The sequence below is a fragment of the Hydrocoleum sp. CS-953 genome (assembly GCF_002260545.1).
Taxonomy (GTDB): Bacteria; Cyanobacteriota; Cyanobacteriia; order Cyanobacteriales; family Microcoleaceae; genus Trichodesmium.
The window spans coordinates 1-4,364 of sequence record NZ_LGSU01000720.1 but is presented as its reverse complement, the minus strand read 5'-3'; the positions used below and the strand labels follow the sequence as shown (position 1 = coordinate 4,364).

Here is a 4,364-nt window from a genome sequence, read left to right as displayed (position 1 = left end):
CAGGTACATATATATAGATATAGAAAATTTTGGTTTGCTGGAGAAAGGGAAAATTTGAGATTTACCTATTTGCCAAAACTGGAAAATTTAGCAGGTACATATATATAGATATAGAAAATTTTGGTTTGCTGGAAAAAGGGAAAATTTCAGATTTACCTATTTGCCAAAACTGGAAAATTTAGCAGGTACATATATATAGATATAGAAAATTTGCTTTTTGTTGGGGTGCACTCCGCTTTTCATGTTGCGGAGCAAAACCCAACCTACTACATTATAACTTTAGTCGTTATGGTTGACATTAATGAATTTATTCGGAAAAAGTTTTGCTTTTCTGGTTGGAAGGGCGATATTTTCTTACATCTATTTTTCCTGTCACTGTTTCAGAAATTAGAGTTGTTCGATATTCTTGGATTAATTTTATTTCTTTTTCTATTGTGGCGAGCGATCGCTCAATTTTTTCTGATTTTGTTTCAATGAATGACACTATTTCTTTTTGTTCGGAAATTGGAGGAAGTGAAACAGAAAGACATGAGTATTTATCGGCTCCGATATTTTGAATTGTTGCTTGGATAAAAATAGATGTTTTCCATATATCGTAAACTTCTGACTTGGTAAACAGATATAAATAGTCGCTTAAAATAATAGATTCTTTAGGAATTGCTTTAATTAGATATCCTGCAAAACAAGCTAAACCAGAATAATCTTTAAATTGAAAAGTTTTCCCGACTGTCGCCCCACTTCTAGCAAAAAGAATATCACCTTCTGATAAAAGATAGTCTTTAGCTAAATTAATTTCTAAACTTCTAAAAGTCTCATCTCTAAGTTTTCCATCTCCGTCAAAGTCAGTAATTCTAATATAACGAGGTTGACTTTTATCTGCTGACTTTGCTTCCTCATTTGCTCCGTACTTAAGTTTTCCTTCAACCAAATATTTCAACTTTTTCGCCTCCCAATGTTCGGGTATTTCTCCTAACCATTCAATGCCAGAATATTTGATCGGAACATCTAGGTTAAGACCTTTAGTAACTGCCTGATTAATAATAACGGTTTTCTGTTCTTTTAGTAGTTCTATTATCCGTTGTTTTTTGGCAAGATATTCATCTATTCGGGCGAGTTTTTCATCTAGGAAATTGGCGATCGTTTGTTGTTCTGAAATAGGTGGAATAACTAATATCTGTTCTTTTATATTTTCAGCGTGTACATTCTTATTAGCTCCTCCATGCAATGTACTGATAAGACTTTCTTTAAAAAAAGAAGAACTAAAAGCAAATTTCAAAAACTCTGGTTTAACATGTTTAAATCTGAATCTAATTAAATAAGACGCAAAAACGGAACGCTCAAGATAACTAACTAACCCAAAACGTCCAATAGTTCCACTTCTAGCAAATAGGAAATCTCCCTTTTTTAGTCGAAATAATTTTTCGTCTTTGTCAGAAATTTGAACAAAAGGCATATTTTCAAATGAGACATTTCCAAAATCATCAATATCAGTAATTCTTGCTAATTTTACTCCTTCATCAATGTAAGGGTTTTCTGTGTAATACCCTTGCTTGTGTGTTTGAGTAATTCTTTTAATTTTTTTGACTTCCCAATGTTCAGGAATATCCCCCAACCATTCAATACCCGAACTTTTATAAACCGGATATTTTTGCCAATTCAAATCAACCATATTTTCCCAAAACCTCCTAATTAAAAAANTTCTTGCTAATTTTACTCCTTCATCAATGTAAGGGTTTTCTGTGTAATACCCTTGCTTGTGTGTTTGAGTAATTCTTTTAATTTTTTTGACTTCCCAATGTTCAGGAATATCCCCCAACCATTCAATACCCGAACTTTTATAAACCGGATATTTTTGCCAATTCAAATCAACCATATTTTCCCAAAACCTCCTAATTAAAAAAACTAAAATTTTCCCAAGAGGTAGGGTGCGTTTTGCACCATTAGTAGAATTAATTTTTGACTAATTAGGTGCGTTACGGCGACGTCTTGGGATTAATTAATTATTTATCCAGATAGTAGTCGCCTAACGCACCCTACTGGACAGTTTCATCAGTGCATTAGCAAATCAGACTCTGTAGGGACGGGTTTCACCATAGGGACGTTGCATAACAAAAATGCGTTTCATGTCGCGCAGCGTTAGCGGAGCTTTGCGTTAGCAAAACGTCCGTACAACGAGTTTTCACATTGAGTCAAATAAACCCGCCCCGAATGATATACCCACCTTCCTAGGGGCGGGTTTATATAAATCTTAGAATAAGCATGAAAATTCTAGCTAAAACCCGCCCCTACTATTGCACTATTTTAGCTGTGTCAGTTACTAATAAATAATCTCTTTTAACATTCCTTCTGTTTCCTTTTCCAACTCTAAAAGTTCCTCCACAATATCCTCCAAACTCCGCAACTTCTGAAATTTATAAAAATACTTAGTAAAGGAAATCTCATAACCCCTCACCACCTTATCAAAATCTATCCAAGCATCAGGAACATGAGGCAAAACTTCCCTCTGAAAATATTCCTCAATATCTTCTTTCAAGGGTACATTTTCAGTATCTCTCAATTCCACATCCGGTTGATAAATAACTTCCTTTTTCGTCCGCTTCAAAACAACAGGTTCTCCCCGCTCATCCTTCTCAGTAAAAATCTGATAAATCAAATCCAAATCCCGCTTTTTCAATTTCCACTCCTGCTCTTTCAAGACTTTCTCAAAATCTCTCTTCACCAAATTAAAATCCCACTGCACCTCCTCACCAAACAACTCCCGCAAAATCTCCACCACTCCCAACAATTCATCCCCCATCTTTTCGCCAAATTCCTGAACCCTTGCCGCCGTAACTTGAAAACTCAAACGTAAAGGTCTCTCCACAACAATCTTATTAAAACCAAAATCCTCATTATCAAAAATTCGACTATTATCCGACTCCGAGAAATCCATAAATTCCTCAGTTATCCTCTCAATATCCTCTCCCCGCAACTCGCAATTTTTACTCCCCAAATTTTTCCTTAATTTCCCATACCATTCCGTCGCATCTATCAACTGCAACTTCCCGCGACGATGAGCAGATTTTTTATTAGAAAGAATCCAAACATAAGTAGCAATACCAGTGTTATAAAACATATTTAACGGTAAACCAACAATACATTCCAACCAATCATTTTCAATAATCCAACGCCGAATATTACTCTCACCACTACCAGCATCCCCCGTAAATAAAGCCGAACCATTATGAACAATTGCTATCCGACTTCCCAACTTTGTCGAATCTTTCATCTTAGAAAGTTTATTCACCAAAAATAATAATTGTCCGTCACTACTCCGGGGAATAAGTTGTAATTCCTCCCCCTGATGTTTAACCAAAAACCTATTATCTTTTATCTCCTTTTTTCTCCCCACTAAAATATTATCTTGATCGACTTTCCAAGATTTTCCATAAGGAGGATTAGCCAACATAAAATCAAAGGTTAAATCGGGAAAACCATCATTAGCAAGAGTCGAAGCATACTTAATATTATTCGTTTCTTTTTCCTTAATTAACATATCCGCCTGACAGATAGCATAAGTCTCCGGATTAACCTCTTGCCCAAACAAATAAATTTTTACTTTTTTTCCCATTCCTGTTGCCAACTCCTGCAAAAAATTCTCGGCTTCTGTCAACATTCCGCCAGAACCGCAAGCACAGTCATAAACTAAATAAGTAGTATTTTGAATCTTGTCTTTCACAGGCATAAAAATCAAATTCACCATCAACTTAATAATGTCGCGGGGGGTAAAATGTTCTCCTGCTTCTTCGTTATTTTCCTCGTTAAATCTTCTAATCAATTCCTCAAAAACATAACCCATCCCCAAATTAGATAAACCCGGTTGAATAACTTTACCTTTTTTATCTTTTATCGGTTTAGGACTGAGATTAATATCTGAGTCAGTAAACTTTTGAATTAAAGAATAAAGGCGATTATGTTCGACCAAAGTTTCTAACTGGTTGCGGAACTTGAATTTACTAATAATTTCCTGAACATTGTCGCTAAAACCATTCAGATAATCTATCAAATTCTCTTTAATAAAATTAGGTTCATCCAGTAATTTTTTCAGAGTATAGGGAGAAGTATTATAAAAAGGATATTTAGTAAATTCTGTTAATCCAGACTTATCAGTAATATTCATTTTTTCATAAAAATCATTCTCCTCTAAAACTGCTTCCTTAGTAGATTCAAGCAAACAATCTAACCGCCGAATAACAGTCATAGGCAGAATCACATCTCGATACTTTCCCCTAACATAAACATCGCGCAAAACATCATCAGCAATTCCCCAAATAAAACTAACAATTCCGTTATGTGTAGAGTTATCCATTTCTGTAATTTATAGT

At 34.8% G+C, this 4,364-nt stretch carries 2 protein-coding genes; both read right to left on the bottom strand.

Translation table 11 applies throughout. From position 1 onward, the window contains the following. Positions 1-307 precede the first annotated feature (307 nt). Entirely contained in the window at positions 308-1,669 is a 1,362-nt protein-coding gene (locus tag AFK68_RS44565; RefSeq protein WP_371357283.1) for a restriction endonuclease subunit S, read from the bottom strand. A 648-nt stretch (positions 1,670-2,317) separates the two neighbouring features. Further along, the gene (locus AFK68_RS08480) at positions 2,318-4,348 is read right to left on the bottom strand and encodes a class I SAM-dependent DNA methyltransferase (protein WP_094672355.1); all 2,031 of its coding nucleotides are present in this window, start codon (positions 4,346-4,348) and stop codon (positions 2,318-2,320) included. Positions 4,349-4,364 lie beyond the last annotated feature (16 nt).